This is a genomic window from Mycobacterium sp., assembly GCF_002863225.1.
GTDB lineage: Bacteria > Actinomycetota > Actinomycetes > Mycobacteriales > Mycobacteriaceae > Mycobacterium.
This window is the reverse complement of the sequence record NZ_PKEK01000027.1, coordinates 1-17,556: the sequence shown is the minus strand read 5'-3', so window position 1 is coordinate 17,556 and position 17,556 is coordinate 1. Positions and strand designations below refer to the sequence as shown.

General features: G+C 65.6%; 16 protein-coding genes and 1 pseudogene. All 17 read left to right on the top strand.

The window, feature by feature from the left end; genetic code table 11:
* The first annotated feature begins 22 nt into the window (after positions 1 to 22).
* Complete coding sequence (locus CYU59_RS07050) at positions 23 to 1,036, top strand: hypothetical protein (RefSeq protein WP_292980886.1); 1,014 nt, start codon at positions 23 to 25, stop codon at positions 1,034 to 1,036.
* The gene (gene eccCb, locus CYU59_RS07045) at positions 1,026 to 4,109 is read left to right on the top strand and encodes a type VII secretion protein EccCb (RefSeq protein WP_292980884.1); all 3,084 of its coding nucleotides are present in this window, start codon (positions 1,026 to 1,028) and stop codon (positions 4,107 to 4,109) included. Before CYU59_RS07050 ends, eccCb begins: the two co-directional genes overlap by 11 nt.
* Positions 4,106 to 4,522: a helix-turn-helix transcriptional regulator gene (locus CYU59_RS07040; RefSeq protein WP_292980881.1), complete on the top strand. Its 417-nt coding sequence runs from the start codon at positions 4,106 to 4,108 to the stop codon at positions 4,520 to 4,522. The genes eccCb and CYU59_RS07040 overlap by 4 nt, the downstream gene beginning before the upstream one ends.
* A gap of 158 nt (positions 4,523 to 4,680) precedes the next feature.
* Complete coding sequence (locus tag CYU59_RS07035; protein WP_292980942.1) at positions 4,681 to 5,061, top strand: XRE family transcriptional regulator; 381 nt, start codon at positions 4,681 to 4,683, stop codon at positions 5,059 to 5,061.
* A 3-nt stretch (positions 5,062 to 5,064) separates the two neighbouring features.
* On the top strand, positions 5,065 to 5,562 hold the full coding sequence (locus CYU59_RS07030; RefSeq protein ID WP_292980878.1) for a hypothetical protein: 498 nt from the start codon (positions 5,065 to 5,067) through the stop codon (positions 5,560 to 5,562).
* Positions 5,559 to 6,758, top strand: a complete 1,200-nt coding sequence (locus CYU59_RS07025; RefSeq protein WP_292980875.1) for a DUF6545 domain-containing protein — start codon at positions 5,559 to 5,561, stop codon at positions 6,756 to 6,758. The genes CYU59_RS07030 and CYU59_RS07025 overlap by 4 nt, the downstream gene beginning before the upstream one ends.
* The gene (locus CYU59_RS07020) at positions 6,755 to 8,137 is read left to right on the top strand and encodes a cytochrome P450 (RefSeq protein ID WP_292980872.1); all 1,383 of its coding nucleotides are present in this window, start codon (positions 6,755 to 6,757) and stop codon (positions 8,135 to 8,137) included. The genes CYU59_RS07025 and CYU59_RS07020 overlap by 4 nt, the downstream gene beginning before the upstream one ends.
* 577 nt (positions 8,138 to 8,714) lie before the next feature.
* Positions 8,715 to 9,011 carry a PE domain-containing protein gene (locus CYU59_RS07015; protein ID WP_292980869.1) on the top strand — a complete coding sequence of 99 codons (297 nt, stop codon included), beginning with the start codon at positions 8,715 to 8,717 and terminating at the stop codon, positions 9,009 to 9,011.
* Between the two features lie 10 nt (positions 9,012 to 9,021).
* A complete protein-coding gene (locus CYU59_RS07010) occupies positions 9,022 to 10,524 on the top strand; it encodes a PPE family protein (RefSeq protein ID WP_292980866.1) in 1,503 nt (500 codons plus the stop codon).
* Between the two features lie 79 nt (positions 10,525 to 10,603).
* Entirely contained in the window at positions 10,604 to 10,906 is a 303-nt protein-coding gene (locus tag CYU59_RS07005; protein WP_292980864.1) for a WXG100 family type VII secretion target, read from the top strand.
* A gap of 42 nt (positions 10,907 to 10,948) precedes the next feature.
* Positions 10,949 to 11,242 carry a hypothetical protein gene (locus CYU59_RS07000; protein ID WP_292980861.1) on the top strand — a complete coding sequence of 98 codons (294 nt, stop codon included), beginning with the start codon at positions 10,949 to 10,951 and terminating at the stop codon, positions 11,240 to 11,242.
* Entirely contained in the window at positions 11,239 to 12,177 is a 939-nt protein-coding gene (locus CYU59_RS06995) for an ESX secretion-associated protein EspG (protein ID WP_292980858.1), read from the top strand. Before CYU59_RS07000 ends, CYU59_RS06995 begins: the two co-directional genes overlap by 4 nt.
* A gap of 759 nt (positions 12,178 to 12,936) precedes the next feature.
* Positions 12,937 to 13,812 carry an AAA family ATPase gene (locus CYU59_RS06990; protein WP_292980855.1) on the top strand — a complete coding sequence of 292 codons (876 nt, stop codon included), beginning with the start codon at positions 12,937 to 12,939 and terminating at the stop codon, positions 13,810 to 13,812.
* The gene (gene eccD / locus CYU59_RS06985) at positions 13,809 to 15,308 is read left to right on the top strand and encodes a type VII secretion integral membrane protein EccD (RefSeq protein WP_292980852.1); all 1,500 of its coding nucleotides are present in this window, start codon (positions 13,809 to 13,811) and stop codon (positions 15,306 to 15,308) included. The genes CYU59_RS06990 and eccD overlap by 4 nt, the downstream gene beginning before the upstream one ends.
* Positions 15,305 to 16,933, top strand: coding sequence for a S8 family serine peptidase (locus tag CYU59_RS06980; protein ID WP_292980848.1), 1,629 nt, complete (start codon positions 15,305 to 15,307; stop codon positions 16,931 to 16,933). The genes eccD and CYU59_RS06980 overlap by 4 nt, the downstream gene beginning before the upstream one ends.
* The gene (locus tag CYU59_RS06975) at positions 16,930 to 17,202 is read left to right on the top strand and encodes a hypothetical protein (protein ID WP_292980845.1); all 273 of its coding nucleotides are present in this window, start codon (positions 16,930 to 16,932) and stop codon (positions 17,200 to 17,202) included. The genes CYU59_RS06980 and CYU59_RS06975 overlap by 4 nt, the downstream gene beginning before the upstream one ends.
* A 2-nt stretch (positions 17,203 to 17,204) precedes the next feature.
* Positions 17,205 to 17,556: pseudogene (locus tag CYU59_RS06970) on the top strand (type VII secretion protein EccE); the annotation flags it as partial.

Sequence of the window (17,556 nt, the reverse complement as noted above, 5' to 3'; positions counted from 1 at the left end):
GGTGGCGCCGCGACGTTTGCCGATGACTAAGGGTCAGATCATTTGGCCCGCGGTGATGGGGACTGCGTTTTTGGGCATGATGGCGATGGTGTTGACTCAGCCGGGGTTGCGTTCAGGCCCAATGGGTTTCGTGTCGTTACTGATGCCGATTATGATGCTGAGTTCGTTTGCGGCGATGTTCATGGGCGGCCGGTTCAGTGGGGCCGACAACAAGTCGATGTCGCCGCAGGTTCTCGAAGAGGAGCGACGCTCCTACATGGATGATCTGGATGCGACGCGCGACGTGATCCAGACCGACGCCGCGCGCCAGTTCGCAAACTATCAGTTTCACCATCCGGAACCGGGCCTGCTGCGCGGGCTGGTCGGCTCGGCGCGGATGTGGGAGCGGTCCAGCAGCCAGCAGGATTTGGCGTTGCACTTCGGTTTCATCCGGTTCGGCACGGGCAGATCGGATTTGGCGAAAGAGCTGGCGACGTCACCGTTGGGGGAGTCCGCCGACTACGAGCCGGTGTGCTATGACGCCTTGAGTAAGTTCGTGCTGGAGCAGTCATACATCAGCGGCATCGCTAAACCGTTGTCGTTGAAGAAGGTTCCGCTGATGAACTTGGTCGGCGAGGACGGACCCGAGAGTGTCTATGGGTTGGTGCGCGCAATGATCTGCCAGGCGGCCTGCTTTCATTCACCCAGCGACCTGAAAATCATGGTCATCACCGATGACGTTGAGCGGTGGGATTGGGTGAAATGGCTGCCGCACTGCCAACACGACACCCTGATGGACAGTGGCGGCCCGCTGCGGATGGTGTGGACGTCGCCGGCGGGCATGGACGCCGCGGTAGGTCACGAGCTGCACAACTCGCGGCGTAACTACGGCGATGCCACCGCGAGCGACGCGGCGCGCCCGCACTGGCTGGTGTTCAACGATCAGATTTCGGTCGACAGCGAGTGGGAAGCGTTGAACCGCAGGGGAGTTGGCGGTGTTGCGGGCGTGACGTTCGTGCGGGTGACGGTCAAGGAGGATACGCGCGATGACAACTGAGTACACGCTGCACGTCAAACGTGACCGGGCCTACGACGAGGCAGGGCTTTTCGCCGTTCCCGATCACATGGACACCGCAACGGCTGTGGCCTTTGCCCGCAAGATGGCTCGCTTTCACTCCGATTCGCGCGTTGCCCACGGCTCAACGATCAGCCAGTCGAAGATCGTGGACCTCTACGACATCCTGGGCCTGCCCGATGCCGGCAACATCGACGTGGACGAGGCGTGGGCTGCGACCCGCTCGGGCCCGCCTATCCAGGACGACGAGGGCGAGTTCCGTTGGGGCCGTGAGTGGTTGCGTTTCCCGATCGGGCGGGATCCGCGCAACGGTCAACCGGTGGCGATCGACCTGAAAGAGACCCACGAGTTCGAGGGCATGGGGCATCACGTCGTAGTGGTGGGAACCACCGGTAGCGGTAAGTCGGTGCTGCTGACTGCGTTGGTCACGGCGGCGTGCCTGACCCATTCGCCGGAGTCGTTGAAGATCGCGGTCTTCGACTTCAAGGGCAGCGCATTGGCGCACGTGATCGCGGGGTTCCCACACACTGTGGCCGCGATGAGCAACCTGCGAAACGACAAGCTGTGGATCACCCGCATGGCCGATGTGCTTTACGGCGAGATGGATCGCCGCAAGAGCCGACTGGACCGCGCGCAGGTCAGCGATATCGCTGAGTACGAGTATCTGCGGATTCACAAAAAGGAGAAGCTGCCGCCGATGCCGCACCTTTTGCTGATCGTCGATGAGTTCACGCAGATGTTCGCCGAAAGCGATGAAGCCAAGGCGGTCATGGATGAGGTTGCCCGCCAGGGCCGTTCGCAAGGGCTGCGGCTGGTGATGGGGTCACAGCGGCTGGGTCATCAGATGCAGGGCGGCATCATGAGCAACATCCAGGTCCGCATCGCGTTGCGCACGGTCGGTGACTCCGATTCGCGCGAGATCCTGGGCAATGATGAGGCCAATCACCTTCCGGCCAAGCCTGCTGGTGCCGGGCTGCTGCGGGTTGGTAGCGCCAAACATTTCACCAGGTTCCAGACCGCGTTCGCGATGAAAAGCTATGTGCCGCCCCAACAAGCAGCCTCGGCAGCGGTGCGCCGGGAAGCGGGTTACGTCGAACCGCAGGAGTTCCACGCGGCCGGGATGCCGGCGTTGCAGGTGCACCGCAGCGTCGGGAACGCCCCGGCGGTAGAGCCGCAGGCGATCATCGGGCCAGACGGTCGCACCCTCAAGCAGGTGCAAGCCACGATCGCGTCGTTGAACCGGGCGGGTCTACCGCCGCTGGCGCCGATGTGGTTGCCGCCGCTGGAGCCGGTGGCTGTTGATGAGCTTGTGCGTCGGCTGCGGGGCAAGCCATGGGACGCCGAGTACGGCAGCGAAGCGGACAAGCTCGATGTGCTGCGATTCCCGGTTGGCGTGGAGGACAGGCCCTTTGAGCATCGCCAGTTCGTCTACGCACCGAACCTCGCGGACAGCAACTGCGCTGTGGTGGGAGTCCAGTCGGCTGGCAAGACGGTGGCGTTGGCGACGATGCTGACCGGTGCGGCGTTGATGTATAGCCCGCGGCGGGTGCAGTTCTACGTGATCGCGTTGAGCGGTCCCGACCTCAACGTCGTCGAGACGTTGCCGCACGTCGGCGGGTTCGCCCGAGAGGTCGACCCCGAGCAGGTCAAGCGGATCATCGCCGAGATGCTGACCCTGATCGAGGAGCGTGAGCAGGCATTCAGCACGCTGCGGCTGACCCTGACGAAGTTGCGGGAACGCAAGTTCGGTGGGGTTGAGGGGCCGGTACCCGATGATCCGTTCGGCGATGTGTATCTGGTGATCGACGGGTGGCCGACCTTTGTGAACAACTGGGAGAATCTGGTTGCCGACGTGCAGCGGATTCTGGCCAAGGGCCCCGATTTAGGGGTGCACATGTTGGTGTCCACGGGAGGATGGGTTGCCAGCAAGTTCCCCTCTGGCATGGTCAACCGGCTGACCAGCAATGTTGAACTGAGGCTCGATGACACTGACGACAGAGGCAAGAACAATCTCAAGGTCGCTAAGTCTGTGCCGTTCGGTGATCAGCAGGTCTATCTCGACGACGAAGACGAGACTGGCGGCGGGGAGGTTGAACAACTCCAGGTGCGCAAGATCCGCGGGCGCGGGACCTCGATGGACGGCTATCACTTCCAGGCCGGTTTGCCCGAGCTGACCATCGACGGTCGCCGTGTGGACGCCGGCGTCGCCGCCGAGGCGATCGCGAAGGTGGGTGGGCCGGGCAGCGCTGCGGCGCGGGTGCGGATGCTGCCCAAGGAGATTGGTATCGGCGAGGTGTTCGAGAAGTGGCAGGCCCGTGGAGGGCAGCTTGGCGCTGAAGTGGTTCCCTTCGGTATCTCCGAGATCGGGTTGGTGCCCGCGGTGGCCGATTTCGCCAAGTCGGCGCACTTGCTGTTCACGGGCCGCCCGGAGTGTGGCCTGTCGAGCGGCCTGGCGACGATCGCTCAAGCGGTGATGCGGGTCTACCGCCCCGACCAGGCCCAGATCTACGTGGTCGACCCGCACAACAACCTGCTGCGCGTGGTCGAGGGCGACCACCTGGGGCGCTACGTGTACCTCCAGGACCAAATCCGCGAACTCGGTGACACCCTGGGTGCCCTGTTCGCTTCGCGGATGCCGACCACCGACCAAACCCAAGAGGAGCTGGCGGCTGGAACCCGGCGCTGGAGCGGGCCGGAGATCTTCGTGTTCATTGACCGCGAAGAGACCCTCGCCACCTGGGACACTGGCGGCTTCGTGCCCGGTACTGGCTATCCGCTCGGCTCGCTGACGCCCTACATCACCCGCGGTAGGGAGGTCGGAATGCACCTGGTGGTCTCCCGCCGGATCGCGCAGTGGGGCCGCACGCAGACCAACCCGATAGTCGGAGAGATGGTGAAAGCGAAATCGGCGGCGATCGTCATGGACGGCGACCCCGGCGAAGGTCCCATCATCGGCGACACCAAGGCCCGCCCGGCACCGCCGGGACGTGGGCTCTACGTCACTGACCGTGTGGTGGCACCCGTACAGGTCGCGTTGCCTGCGAGGACGGCTTGATTCGCGACCCGGACGCCGAACGCCTGCTGGCCCGCACGATCGATGAATCGCGGCTAGAACTCGGGCTGTCCAAACACGATCTGGCCCGTATCGCGCGGGTGGCGCGCCCGACCGTGTCCCGGTTGATCAACCATGCCGAAATCCCCGCCCGGGCTTCGACGTTGGGCCGGATCGAAAAGGCGCTGGGCTGGGAGGCTGGAGCATGCGCGGCGCTACTCAATGGCACCGCGCGGCCGGGGCCGGCGCCCGTGGTCAGCAGGTCGTCCCAGGTGGTGGCGCAGCGGCTCACCGAAATCGCCGACGAAGCGGGCAGCATCGCCGCGGTCATCCAGCACGCCGCGGCGCGACTTAAAGGGGTCGAGGAGCGGGCTCGGGCCGCCGCGCAGCTGGCCGTTCGCACCGCACCGGAATAAGGGAACCCTGTCCTAACCAACCAGACGGTTAGGTAGAATCCGTAAACGGCTGGTACACAGGCAGAAACGGATGGACATTGACCGACGATCGTTCGGACGACGCCGGCACCGACCCATCACCGTCCCTGGCGGCCAGGCTTGAGCGGCTGTTCGACACGATGCGACGCCGCGACGAGCGTCCAATATCGAACGCGGTGGCCGCCAAGGCGATCACCGAGAAAACCGGAGTGTCGATCAGCGCGGCCTACCTGTGGCAATTACGGTCGGGCAAAAGCACCAACCCTACGGTCGAGCCGCTGCGGGCTATCGCGGACTTCTTCGGCATCTCCGCGTCGTACCTGATCGAATCCGATGTCGATCCCAAGCTTGAGGCCCAGCTCGAACTCCTTCAGGTGTTGCGTGATGCCGGCATCCGCGATCTGGCGATGCGCGCATCAGGCCTGACGCCAGAAGCAATAGATTCGCTTCGGGCTATGGTCGACCATGCACGGCATCTCGAAAAGTTGCCGCCGGTCGAATCACCAGACCCCGAGGGGTAGAGGATGGCAGTCTCCAACGACGAGCTTCTCGCTCTGGCGCGCGAGCTTCCCATCCCCGTGCCATGGGACCGCGAGAAGTTCATTACCAACATCGCTGACGTGCGGGGCCGCCCGATCCGTTTGGTGCCGACCGATACGGCAGCCCTGGCAGGCGGCCCGTGCGGGCTGTGGCTGGCCAGTGATGACGAAGACGTCATCCTGCATGAAACGGGAACCTCGGACTATCACATCGACCAGATCGTCTGCCACGAAATCGGCCACATTCTGCTCGGGCACGGGAGTGGGCACGCCGCCGATGCTGAGCAAGTGGCGTTCGACCGACTCGACGAGCTGCTGCCCGATATTGATCCGGCAACGGTGCGGGCCATCCTCGGACGCTCGGACTTCCTGGCCGACCAGGAGCGCGACGCCGAGATGTTCGCCAGCATGATTATGATCGCTGCCGCTGAGGGCGCCACCAAGAAGTCGGTGATGCGCAGCATCTTCCTGAACCGACAATGACATCAGCGGTCCCCGGCATCTTCGCCTGGCCTTCCATCGCGTTCATGGTGGCCCTCATCGCCGCCCGCTACGCACGGGTGCATGAAACGCCGTTTGACCGGTATCTGAATAACACGCTGGTCTTCATGCTCATTGTTCAGCTGCTGCGCGAACACCAGGTGCAGCGTCTGCTGGATTACTCTGCGCTGGCTAGTGTCACACTGTCCCAGCAGCTTTCGCTCGGATTCATGATCCCGGCCTGTACCGAGTTCCTCGGCTTTACCGCGCTGTGGGCGGGACTATCTGAAGAGGCCACCCGAAGGGTGTACCTGCGCTACCGACGGGCAGGGATCGTGCTGTTCGCAGCGTTTCTGGCCGCCGCCACCGGCGCGCGACGGGCGCATCAGACCCTGGAAACCTATCCCGGCTGGGACGGCGCGTTGGCGTGGGCGCTCTATCTGGCGATCTTGGTCGTGCTCTCGGTGCAGCTGTTGAGAATGTGCATCGCCGAGCTGCGGCACGCACCGACCCGCCGCGAACGGATGGTCGCAGCCGCGGGCGGCGCATTGGGGTTGCTGATCGGTTTCGCCACCATGGAAGCCCTGGTCCTGGCGTTCACCAACAAGTGGGGCTGGACAGACCCCAACGTGCAGTTGCGATTTCACGGCTACAACTTCTTTTTCGAGGCCACGGGCGCAAGCATGATCGCGGCGTGGCCGTTCGTGATGCAGCTCCTTGCGCACTGGGGGCTTGAGCCGGTAAGTCGCAATTGGCGCAAGCTGCAACCACTGCGAGACAGCATGCGAACTGCGGTGCCGGGCACGGCCTTCGACCTTGGCGGCGAGGCGGCCGGCCGCCGGCGAAGCCTTCTTCACCTGCACCAGACGAGCGTGGAGATCCGCGACGCCGCCCTACAGCTGCGCCCGTTCGTCGGTGACATCACCTCCGACGAGGTCAGCCGCTACCTCGGGGACAACAAGGTGTCGGCTCGGCAGCGCGATGCCGCGGTGCGGGCATTTCGCCTGGCCTGCGCTGTCCGAAATAAGGCCGCCGGCCGCCCGCCCCAAGCCGGAGACCCCGGCGAGGTCGCCGCGTCACGTTCGGCCACCTTGGACGAGGAAATCCGCGCTCTGTTAGCGCTGGCGCGCTGGTGGCCCAACGCGTGCGCGGCGGCCCAGCACCTCACCCCGTCTCCTACCGAAAGCGCGCGGCGATGACCAACACAGCGATACCGCACTCACGGCTCCGACTGCCAATTATCGGCGACCTGCTCACCGTCGATTTCACAAAGCCCGCCCAGGGACTGTCCACCCAGATCCGCAAGCTCGATTCGCCCATCATGGAGCAGCGCATCTTCGACGTCCCGGTCATCGTCGTGTCGGGGCCCGCGTTGATCAACGACGTTAACGACGACACGGTTTGGGAGAAAAATGTCGGCTTCTCGTTGCGGCGGCTCCGACCCATCGCCGGCGACGGGCTGATCACCGCCTTTAACGACGAACCCAATTGGCAACGTGCGCACAATATCTTGATGCCAGTCTTCTCGAAATCAGCGATGATGGCCTACCACGACACCATGGCAGCCACGGTGCGCGAACTCCTCGAGGTGTGGCAGCACACCAGCGCATGGCTCGACATCGCCGATGAGGCCAACCGCCTCACCATCGAGATCATCGCCCGGGCGGGCTTTAGCTACTCGTTCGGCAAGCTCGGCGACCGCAGCGAGAACCCATTCCTGGATGCGGTGCTGCGCGAGTTGGCCTTCGCGATTCGCCGCACCGACGCGATACCGTTCTACGAGAAGGTCTTTGGGCGCAGACGCAAACGGCAGCACTACGCCGATAAGGCGTACATCCGGCTGTGGGTGGCCGAAGTCATCGACTCACGCCGCAACCACCCCAATCCAGATCGCACGAGCATTCTCGACAGAATGCTGCACACCGCCGACCCCGACACCGGCGAGCACCTCGACGACGACAACATCATCAACCAAGTCCTCACGCTTCTGGTCGCCGGCAGCGAAACCACAGCTAACACAATCGCTTTCGCGTTGCACCACCTTGCCCAACATCCAGTCGCCGCCGCACGGGTACGCGCCGAAATTGATCAGCAATGGCCCACCCGCGCCTACCCTGACATCGAATTCGACGATGTGGCTAAGCTGCGTTACCTGCGCCGGGTGGTCGATGAGACGCTGCGGCTGACCCCCGTCGTGCCCGGCTACTACCGGCAGGCTAAAACGTCGACCAGTATCGGTGCCGGCCAATACCACTTCAACCGGGGCGACTGGGTGTTCGTCCTGCTCGACGCGGCGCACCGAGACCCGGCGTGGGGACCAGATGCCGACGACTTCAACCCCGACCGGTTTCTTCCCGACAACCAGCGAGCGCTGGGCCCGCGGATCTACAAGCCGTTCGGCACCGGCCCGCGCGCCTGCATCGGGCGGCAATTCGCACTGCACGAAGCGGTCCTGACGCTGGCCGCGATCCTCCACCAATTCGACATCGAGCCCGAGCCTGGATACCAGTTGCGCATCACCGAAACCATCACTTACAAACCCGCCGGATTGAAGTTGCGGCTACGGCCTCGGCGCTGAACTGCGAAGAGGCCGCCGAGCCTAGGGGGTGGCTGAGGCTCGGCGGCCCCATCTACTTTATTATGCGTTGCGAGGCGCATCTGACTGCTGGTATACATGGCCCTTATGCGCCATCGCGGCGATATCGCGGCTCCTCGGGCCATCGGCACCGGCCCTGGCGCTGGGCTGCGACGAAAACTCCGCTGGCCAGTAAGAACATATTGCTGTGGCTCGTCGGCCATTCCCGGAGGACGGTTCAGATCGGATCACATTCCCGAAGAACGGTTTACATCGGATTACCAGATCACCGGGGACGCTATCCGGATCACTCACAACCCGCGCCATTACGTCTTACTGGTCGGAAACATCCAAAAAGCAGCTTTGAGCAGCGCAAATACAGGCCGATACGCATTTATTGATCCTCAGGTGAATTTCCTGGCCGGGCAGGGCAGCGCAACGACAGCGCACGCATTTGTATCCCGGTGTCCACACGGGGGGTTTCCTCATGTGGAATCTTCGAGGCATTGGTTGCCGGGGTCGGGGGCGGGCATTATCGTCGCCATCACGGACTTGACTGCTAGACAGGGGTGTAACTGAGATGATGTTCATTGAAGCGCCGGTGCTCGCCACGCAAGCAGCAGCCGAAGGTGCCGGTGGGGCAGCGACCGCCGCCAACCTTGCTGCCACCGCCGCACCGATGGGGGCGGTCGTGCCGCAGGGCGGCGAGGAAGTTTCGGCAATGCTGATGTCGGCGATCATGGCCCACGGAGCGCAGTTCCTGGCCGTGGGTGCAGTGGGCGTCACCCAGCGCGAAGCCTTCGCCGCGACGGTCGCCACTTCCGCTGCGACCTACACGGCGGCCGAAGTGGTCGGCCAGGGCTTGATGGCCCTGTAGGGGCCGGCAAATGTACTGGGGAATTCCACCGGAGATCAACGCCTTTCGGTTGACCATGATGGGCGCGGGTCCGGCCGCGCACGTCCCGGTGGTGGCCGCCTACACCGACGCGATGGCCACCCACATGGAACAAGCCGCCCAGCAAGCAGTGACGACCGCGGCGACCGCGCCGTCGTTCGTCGGCTCCGGTGGTGGCGGCATGGTTTCCGCGGCGTCACCGATGTCAGCGTGGCTGGGTACGGCCGGAGCCCACGCTGGCGCCGCCGCGGCCACCGTGCAGGGGGCGATAGCCGGGTACAGCACCGCGGTCGCATCCACTATCCCGCACCCGGTGGTGATCGAAAATCGGCTCCGCGAAGCGGCTCTGGTCGCCTCAAACATCCTGGGGCAGAACACCCCTGCCATCGCCGAGGCCGAGGCCGAGTACGGCGAATTCTGGACCCAGAACGCCAGCGCGATGATGGGCTACCTGGCCACCACCACGGCCGCCGTTGATGCGCTGTCAGTGCCGCTACCGCCATTGACCGACATGACCAGCCCTGTCGGCGCCGCATCAGGGCTCGCTGGCTTGGTCAGCGAAGGCATTGGCAGCGGCATCCAAGCGCTCGGATCTGGGGTCAGCGCAGGCGGCCAGGGCATCAGCTCGGCGGTGGGTAGCGGCCTCGGGACGGCGGTCAGCGCCGGCTTGAGCACCGGGACGTCCGCCGGGTCCGGGGTGCAGGCGCTCGGGGCGTCCAGTGGCACCGGCCAAGGCAGCACACCCGTCAGCGTGACGGGCGCGGGCATCCCCGGCGCGGCGAGCGCGGCGATGGCGCCGAATACGCCGGGAACGCCCAGCAGCAGTGCGCCCGGGACCCCGAGCGCGCCCAGTGCACCAGGACAAGGTCAAGGCCAGGGCGGGCAGCCGCCGTTGGGCGATTCGGGGCAGGGACTGCTCAACCAGGTCACCGAGATGGCTCCGCAGGCGATGAGCGCGGCCGAGTCCCCGCTGTCGAGCGTGGCCGGGCTGCCGGCGCAAGCCGCGGGCCAGTTCAGCGGGCTGCTCGGTCCGCTGTCGGCACTGACCAGCGGTATGAGCGGCGGTCTGGGCGGTGGCCCGGGTGGCGGTGGGCCTCCGCCGCTCAGTGCGGCCAACGCACCGTGGTCGGGTCTAAGCGGTGCTAACGGCGGCTACGCGGGCGGCGGCTCAGATGTGAGCGCCGCGCTGACGAAACCTTCTGCTGGAAACCTGGGCGGCCCTGTTGGGCTGCCGGGCGGCTGGTGGGCGAACGCCGCCGAGAGCGCCGATGACAGCGCTGGAGCGGCGGCAGGTCTACGCAGTGGTGCCGCCGCGCGATCAGCGATGGCACCCGGCATGTACGGGCCGATGGGTGCGGTGGGCCGCTCGGGACGAAGCGGCGCGCAGCACGCCGAGGTTTCTGAAGCCGACAAGCTGATCACGCTTGGCAGCTCCGCGCACGATGCTCCGGTCCTGACGTCTCAAGGCGTGGTCCACGTCGGGCAGGGAGGGTAAGACCCCGCAGGGGCGCGGGGTGAGTGCTGAACAGTTCGACCAGCTGTAACCGATTACCTGAGTTAAAAGGAGAGTCACCATGGCGTTGAACGCCGATACCGCCCAGATGCTTTCTGCGGCGGGCCAATTGAAGAACATCCAGTCCGAGGTCTTGTCGTCACTGGCGCGCTACCAGACGATGAACCAGAACCTGCACGGTGCCGGTTTCGACGGCGACGCTTCGCTGGCATCGCTCAACAGCGTGGAGCAGATCCGGCACACCGGCCAACAGGTCAGCACGCGCTTCGAGAACACCATCCACATGATGGAGCGGGCTGCTCAGCAGTACGCGCACACCAACGATCAGAACCGCGCGGCTCTGGGCAACGTGCAGACCACTTAGCCCACAACCTCAGCGCTACAACACTTTTAAGGAGACGATCCCATGGATTCTATGAGATATGACCACCCGATGATGGCCGACCACGTTGCGGCCCAGGCGCAGTTGACCGCGCACATGACCGACCTGAAGCAGCAGGCGATGAACGCGGTCCAACACGCAGCGACCATCTGGACCCAGCACGGCTCGGATGCCGCGCAGGTCGCGTTCAACGAAATCAACCAAGCGTTCAACTCGGTGTTCGAGACCATCAACCGGCACGGCGCGGCCATCGGCCACGCCTCGACGAACGCCCAGACCACCGACTTCGGTGTTAAGGCTGGTTTCCAGGGCCTGTGAGCACGACTGGCACCGCGGCGCGGCTGTCGTCCACATCCGAGGGATTGTGGTTGGCAGCCGCGCTGTGCAATGTGGCAAACCTCCCGCCCGCGTTAAAGGTTCGGCCTATCGGATCGGTGCAGGCGACTCTGGCAGACCATCCTGGCTTGGCGGTCTTGGAAAGCGCCGGCGTAATCAACGATGGCAACGTCGACCCCGACGTCGCCTCGTGGATCGCCGTGCTCGGCCGACCCGACCTGGAAATCGACGTGAGTGTGTCACGGCCCGAGGAGGATTCCGACCGGCTGCTGGGCCCGCCGCCGATGTTCCTCGCTCCCGACGACCCGATCGAGGCCGCCGCAGCGCTGGCGCAGTGGTACGCCGATCGCCCACCACAGCGCGTCGTCACTATGTGCCGGCGCGACGGAATATGGGTAGGCGCAGCCCGATTGTGGCGGCCGGGACACGACAGCAGCGACGACGTCGTCGTCAGCCCACTGGGGTCGGCGAAGATCAGCGACTCCGTCGTGGAAGTGCTCGGCCCAGCACAGCCCGCGCATTTCCACGGCATCAACAGCGAAGCACCCGCCCTGAACTCCGCGCTATCGGCCTGGCAAGCCAACCCGGTCGGCCACGACCTGGTGACCGACCTCGTCGGAGTCGGTCTGACCGTTCCCCAGGCCCGCCTGGTTGAAGCCGTCGCCGACCGAGGAACGACACGCGCGGTCGTGTCTGCGGCCCAATTCACCATCAATGGAAAAGAACTGGCCACCACCGCAGTGACAGTCGCCGACACCATCCTGGGCAGGGTGGTAGTCAGCAACACCATCGGCCCAGACCGCCGCCAATGGACCACCCTGCTTCCGGGCAGCGATGACGCGATCGCTCGCGCCGTGCTGGAACTGCTCGAAAGCCTGCCCTGTGGGCGCGATTGGGCGATCCACCAACGGCAATGAAATTCGATACACACAAAGTTGGCAGGCGTAGTAGACGGATCAAAATCGTGGTTGTTAGTCTCGCGTTGTGACCAAATTGTTTGGTACGAGCCGGATTTCAAACACGGTTCGGCGACGAGGGGACTCGGTATGACAAGCCCACACGAACGTGAAGAGCGCGACTTTTTCGACGATCTGTCCGAAGGGGCATCGTCGCACGGTCAACTAGAACCAGAGCCGCACGGCGACTCCCACAGCTCGGCCGAGCAGCCGCAAACGACAAGCTACCCCGGCTCGGCGCAGACCGAGATAATCCGAATCGATGACTTGCCTCCAGGGTACGGTCGTCCGATTTCGACGAACCCCGGCCAACCGCGTCCAGTACCGCCCTCCGCGGCGGCCCCCGAGAATTTTGGCGGCGGCGAGGAAGGTCCGACAGGGTTTGAAGTGCGGCCTTTGCGCTCCGATCGGCAAGGGCGCGCCCCGGGCGAAAACCCGTACCGCACACCGCACTTTGAACGACCGCAGGTCGCTCCGCCACCACCGTTCAATCCTGGCGCCGGGCGTCATGGGGCGCCACCGAGCGCAGAGCGCGACAGCCGCGGGGGCGATCCCTGGAATCAGGCCCCACAGCGCGGGCAGGAACCGCCCAACTATGGGGCGGGACGACGCGACGACGCGCGCGCAGGTGGTGAACTGCGGGACAAGCTGCGGGCTACAGATCTGATCGCTCCGCGCAAAATCGAGTCGTCATCGGGGTGGCGCAAGGCCATCTATGTGATGACGGGCGGCTTGATCAACGTCGGTGAGTCCGCCGACGAGCAGAAGGTTCGCGCGCTCAAGGCGGCGGTAAACGCGAACGTGCGGGGTACCTACACCATCGCGGTACTCGGCGGTAAAGGCGGAGCGGGTAAAACCGCGATGACCGCCGCTGTCTCAAGCGTTTTCGCCGACCTGCGGCGCAACGACCGCGTGGTCGCGATCGACGCCGACCCGGCCCAGGCGGCCAACCTGGCGACCCGCGTGGACCCGAAAGCGGCCTCCATGCGTGAAATCAACAGCGACATGAACCTGCACCGCTACGCCGACGTGCGCGCGTTGACGGGGCAAAACGCTGTCGGGCTCGACGTGGTCGCATCCCCGCGCCACGCTGGCGCGCGGGGAGAAACGCTGGACGCCAACGAGTTCAGCGCGGCCCACTCCCGGCTGCAACGGTTCTACAGCGTGTTGTTCATCGACTGCGGGGTCGATCTTGACCACAAGGTGATGGCCGGCGTGTTCGACCGCGCCGACGCGGTGATGATGGTGGCCTCGGCGGTCCCGGATGGGGCCGAGGGTGCCAGCACCAACTTCGAGTGGCTGCGCGACGGCGGCCACCATCAGCTGCTGACGCGAACAGTGTTGCTGGTCAACCACATTCGGCCACCGCATAACCGCAAAGATCGCAAGACCACCGCCCGGTTGGTCGACACACTGACTGAGCACTTCAAGCACTGGGTGCCCGAGCAGCGCATCATCGAGGTTCCCTTCGATGCCCACATCGCCACTGCCGGCGTGGTGGAGCTCAAAGAACTCAACCCGGCGACCGGGCGCAAGGTACTCGAGGGTGCCGCGGCGTTGGCATCCGGGTTCGCCGCCGGGGCCGAAGCACGATGACAGCCGTTAGTCCCGCCGCGCAGGCAACCGATGCGCCCCGGCTAGGCAAGGTGTCGCTGCTCGTCGGTGACGACACCTTGATCGACTACGTCCTGCCCGCCGGTGTGGCGTTGATTGCGGTGATCGAGGACCTGATCCCGCGCGTCAACGCGATCCTGCGCAAGCGCAACGCGCCCGAACTCGACGACAAACTGACCTACCGGCTGTGCCGCGCTGACGCGACGCCGCTGGACGTGCAGCGATCCCTGGATGACAGCGGCGTCTTGGACGGCGAGGTGCTGTGGCTGCTGCCCGCCGATGCCACCGAGAGATACGCCCAGACCGTCGAAGAAGTGTCGACCGCGCTGGCCCGCTCGGCGGACAAACAGTTCCGCCGCGTCGACGTCACGACGACTCGAAGGGTGGCCGGTGGGCTGGCGGTCGGGCTGGTGGCGTGGGCGGAGCTGATGCTGGGCCAGCTGTGGTGGCAGCGACACGGCTGGGTGCCTGCCGCAGTGTCGGGCGCGCTGACGGTGGTGCTTCTGGTCGCGGCCAGGGGCCTGGGCCGGGCCCGCGACGAACATCGCCGCGCGACGGCAATCATGCTGGTGTGGGCGGCGCTGATCGCTGCCGGTGCGGCCGCCGCGCTGGCGGTGCCCGGCCCGCCTGGTGGATGGCATCTGGTGGCCGCGATCGCCGTCGTGCTGGCCGGGCTGGCGGCTGTGGCGATGTTGACCGGCCGCTATGTCGGGGTCCTGGCCGCATCACTGGTGATCGGGCTGTGCGCAGCGACGGTGGCGGCGGTGCACGCCAGCGGCTGGCAGGTCACACCGGCTCATCTTGCGGTGGTGTTTTTGCTGGTGTGCCTTCTGCTGGTGACGTTTGCCCCCAGCATCGGTGTCATCGCGGCCGGCGTTCCTGGGCCGTGGTTTCCCTCAATCACCAACCGGGGCATTTTCGAGACGCCAGCCGGTGGGCAGCGCAACACGGTGTCGCCGGTCGCGCGCCCGGACACCGGCACGGTGGAGCAGATCACGCAGTGGGCGCGCCGCGGTACGGCGATCGTGACCGGGCTGCTGGCCGGGAGCGCGGTGGTCCTCGTCGTCGCGTGCCGCTATGCGGTGCAGCCCCAGATCGGCGGGGGCTGGCGGTTTTTGGTGTTCACGTTGGGTACCTGCACGATCTTTCTGCTGCGATCGCGGTCGTTTGTCGATCGCTACCAGTCGATCATTTTGGCGGTTAGCGCCCTGGCGGGCACCGCGATGGTGCTGGGGCGCTACGCCAGCGCACCCGTTCCGGCGTCGGTGCCGGTGACGCTGATTTGCGTGGGTGCTGCGCTGGCCCTGGGGATCGCGGCGCTGCTGGTGGCCCTGGTCATTCCTAAAGCGCGCATCAACGCACCGGTCAACCGGGCAGTCGAAGTCAGCGAGTACGTTCTGCTCATTTTGATTGTGCCGTGGTCGATTTGGTTGCTCAACCTGCTGTCGGTCGTGCGGAATGCGGTGCATGGAACATGACGCGGGTAGGCACTGCGCTGGGCGCCCTCGGGCTGGCCGCAGCGCTGGTCGGGCTATCGGCCGGGGCGGCGGGCGCGATCGAGCCGCCGGTGGTCCCGGCCGGTCCGCCGCCTGCTGATCCACCTCCGGGGCCCGATGCACCGATGCGGCAGATCGCGCCGTGCACCCAGACCGGGGTGTTGCCGGGCAGCGATCTCCGCGAGTTACCGGCCGCGCTGCAGCTGCTGAACATGCCGGAAGCCTGGAAGGTATCGACTGGCGCGGGAGTGGTCGTTGCGGTCATCGATACAGGAGTGGCTGCCCAACCGCGCCTTCCCCATCTGGTGCCCGGCGGGGACTACGTGATGGGCCAATACGGCGACGGACTGGCAGATTGCGATGGACACGGGACAGTCATTGCCTCGTTGATCGGTGCGGCACCCGCCGGCGCGCCACTGCCGATTAAACCTATTGGGGCACTTCCTGCCCCACCACCGCCCGGTGCGCCGGCACCTCAGCCGTTGCCGCCGCCCCCGCCGCCGCCGACTGTGACGGTCACCCAAACCGTGGGACCTCCTCCTCCGCCGCCGGCGCCGCCTCCGCCGCCTGACGATGCACCCGCATGGATCAGGGATGCGGGCGAGGACGGACCGAGTGCTCCCGCCCCGGCGGCGCCGCCGCCCAGCGATGGGCCCGATGGGCTGATCGGCGTGGCCCCCGATGCGATGCTGGTCTCCATTCGCCAGACAGCGCAGACCTTCGGCCTCAAAGACCCGCCGATGACCGACAACCCTGAGGATCTGCGCCGAGCCGGCGACATCACCTCCCTAGCACGCGCGATCGTCCACGCCGCAAACCTGGGTGCGAAAGTCATCAATATCAGTGTGGTGTCCTGCATTTCGACCTCTCGGCCGCAAGACCAGGCAGCGTTGGGTGCTGCGGTGCGTTACGCGGCCGTCGACCGCGATGTCGTCATCGTCACCGCCGCAGGAAACGCTGGAGCGCAGAACTGCTCGCAGAACCCTGACCCGCTGCCGACCGACCCGCACCGAGGGTGGGGGTCGGTGAAAACGGTCGCGGCACCGGCGTGGTTCAGCGACTACGTGCTGGCCGTCTCTGCGACGGATTCGACTGGAGTACCGGCCACCGGGCAAGGGGCGTCGTTGCGCGGCCCGTGGGTCGGCCTGGCGGCACCAGGTGCCGACATCGTCGGGCTGTCGGCCGGCGGTCAAGTCATCAACGGATCGGTCGATCAGGACAAGCTTCACCCGATCGCAGGCAGCTCGTTTAGCTCCGCCCTGGTCGGCGGAATCGCCGCTCTCGTCCGGGCGAAGTTTCCGAATCTTTCTGCCTACCAAGTGATTCACCGCATGGAAGCCACGGCGCATCCCCCTGCGGGGCACCGCGACAATGTGGTGGGTTACGGCATCGTCGACCCGATCGCGGCGCTGACGTGGGATCTGCCCGCCGGGGATGTCTTCGCCCCCGGCGTGCGTCGGGCGCAGCTGAACCTGCCCGCCCCGCCGCCGCCGCCCGACGCCCGGCCACGGTGGGTGGCGATCGGGATCACTGGGGTCGCGGTGGTGGCTGTGGTGGGGCTTGCTGCCGGTGCGACGGTGGCTCGGCGCAGAGAGGAACAATTGTGAGACAACGACTGATCTCCGCGCGAATCAACACTACGTCCGTTGTTGCCGCTGAAATTGTTGCTGGCGCAGCTGGATTGGCGTTGAGCCTGTGGATAGGGTCTTGGCCGATCGCGTTCGCGGTGGCCGCGCTGATCGCGGTTGCGACGATCGTGCTCACCGTGGGTGGGTTGCCGGCGTGGCAGTGGGTGCACCGGCTGTGGGTGTGGTTGCGTCGTCGCCAGCACCACGTCGAGCTGCTCGCGCCGGTCGACGTGACGATGGAGGTGTGATCGTGGCCGAGCGCAAGGTAGGGGTCATTGTCGACGGCGACACGGTGTGCACGATGATCGCTGTGCTGGGCAAGCCTTACATCCCGACGCTGTTGTATTCCCAGCACACGAAAACGCTGAATATGCTGCCGATCACCAAGATCGCCGCGCAGATGCAGCGCTGTGGCTTGCCGGTCGATGTCGACATCGTGTGTGAAGGCAGCCGCACCGCACGCGACAACTACGCCGAGCTGTATCAGACGTCGCTGCGGGGACGCCCGGCCGCCGGGCAGCGCACCGTGACCTTGGTGGTGCGATTCGACACGCGCAGCGCCGAGGTGCTCCCGGGGCTGACGTGGCGCAAAGATCCGGTCG

Coding starts and splice junctions, on each gene's coding strand:
- CYU59_RS06990 (WP_292980855.1), top strand. CDS start 12,937: ATGACGGGCGGCTTGATCAACGTCGGTGAGTCCGCCGACGAGCAGAAG.
- CYU59_RS07020 (WP_292980872.1), top strand. CDS start 6,755: ATGACCAACACAGCGATACCGCACTCACGGCTCCGACTGCCAATTATC.
- CYU59_RS07050 (WP_292980886.1), top strand. CDS start 23: ATGACTAAGGGTCAGATCATTTGGCCCGCGGTGATGGGGACTGCGTTT.
- eccCb (WP_292980884.1), top strand. CDS start 1,026: ATGACAACTGAGTACACGCTGCACGTCAAACGTGACCGGGCCTACGAC.
- CYU59_RS07035 (WP_292980942.1), top strand. CDS start 4,681: ATGCGACGCCGCGACGAGCGTCCAATATCGAACGCGGTGGCCGCCAAG.
- eccD (WP_292980852.1), top strand. CDS start 13,809: ATGACAGCCGTTAGTCCCGCCGCGCAGGCAACCGATGCGCCCCGGCTA.
- CYU59_RS06980 (WP_292980848.1), top strand. CDS start 15,305: ATGACGCGGGTAGGCACTGCGCTGGGCGCCCTCGGGCTGGCCGCAGCG.
- CYU59_RS07010 (WP_292980866.1), top strand. CDS start 9,022: ATGTACTGGGGAATTCCACCGGAGATCAACGCCTTTCGGTTGACCATG.
- CYU59_RS07030 (WP_292980878.1), top strand. CDS start 5,065: ATGGCAGTCTCCAACGACGAGCTTCTCGCTCTGGCGCGCGAGCTTCCC.
- CYU59_RS07000 (WP_292980861.1), top strand. CDS start 10,949: ATGGATTCTATGAGATATGACCACCCGATGATGGCCGACCACGTTGCG.
- CYU59_RS07025 (WP_292980875.1), top strand. CDS start 5,559: ATGACATCAGCGGTCCCCGGCATCTTCGCCTGGCCTTCCATCGCGTTC.
- CYU59_RS07015 (WP_292980869.1), top strand. CDS start 8,715: ATGATGTTCATTGAAGCGCCGGTGCTCGCCACGCAAGCAGCAGCCGAA.
- CYU59_RS07005 (WP_292980864.1), top strand. CDS start 10,604: ATGGCGTTGAACGCCGATACCGCCCAGATGCTTTCTGCGGCGGGCCAA.